We start from the raw sequence: 762 nt of genomic DNA, 5'->3' as shown, positions 1-762 counted from the left end.
TTAACTTTTGGTGCGTCTGGTGCCGTCGTATCTAAATTTTCAAGCTGGTTTTTCTTATTATTTATTTCATCAATCAAAGCAGGTACATCTGGTATTTTAGTTGGTCTTTCTAGTTCATTTTTTATTTTTTCTAAACCTTCTTTTATCTCCTCGCCATTTTGATAGTTATTTTCATCTATATCTTCTTCGATTTCTTTAATTATATCTAAGGCTGGTTCTGGATTATAGAAATAAACATTTAATGATCTTACAATCGCTTGACCATCTTCTCCATAAACAGGTTCATCTTTACTGTCTAATAATCGATACGTAATTTTATAACTACCTGTAACTCTTTTTTTAACTATATCATCTAAACTAGGATATTCTTTTCCTTTGGAAACATAACTTTGAACATGATACCCTTCTGGATAATTAACATAATCTTCTGGTTTTATAACTTTATCACTTCTAACCACTAAAGAATTACCAATATTATACTCACTTTTCAAAGTAATATTAGCTTTAGGAACAGAAGCAAAGACTTTGTACTTACTATTATTTTCTTCAGAGTAATCTATTCCAGCTTTAATTATTTTATTTATTAATTCATTAGAACTTAAATTATAATCTTCTGGTTTTATTTTATTAAGAATCCCTCGAGCATTCTCTTTAGAATAAACATCTTCTAAAAGTCTCTTCACTGTTGATTCTCTATTTGTTGATTCATTTATTTTTTTTAACAACTCTTGTTGACCATTGTCAACTTCTTGCCTCTCATTA

Annotated in this window: 1 protein-coding gene; it reads right to left on the bottom strand. The window is 28.2% G+C overall.

Going from position 1 to position 762, the window contains the following annotated elements; genetic code table 11:
* The coding region (locus tag HMPREF2658_RS08460) for a hypothetical protein (protein ID WP_141758293.1) at window positions 1-762 on the bottom strand (762 nt) is incomplete at both ends.

This window comes from Staphylococcus sp. HMSC062H10 (assembly GCF_001836945.1).
GTDB lineage: Bacteria > Bacillota > Bacilli > Staphylococcales > Staphylococcaceae > Staphylococcus > Staphylococcus aureus.
The sequence above is the reverse complement of the archived record's forward strand: the minus strand, read 5'-3'. Positions and strand labels throughout refer to the sequence as shown.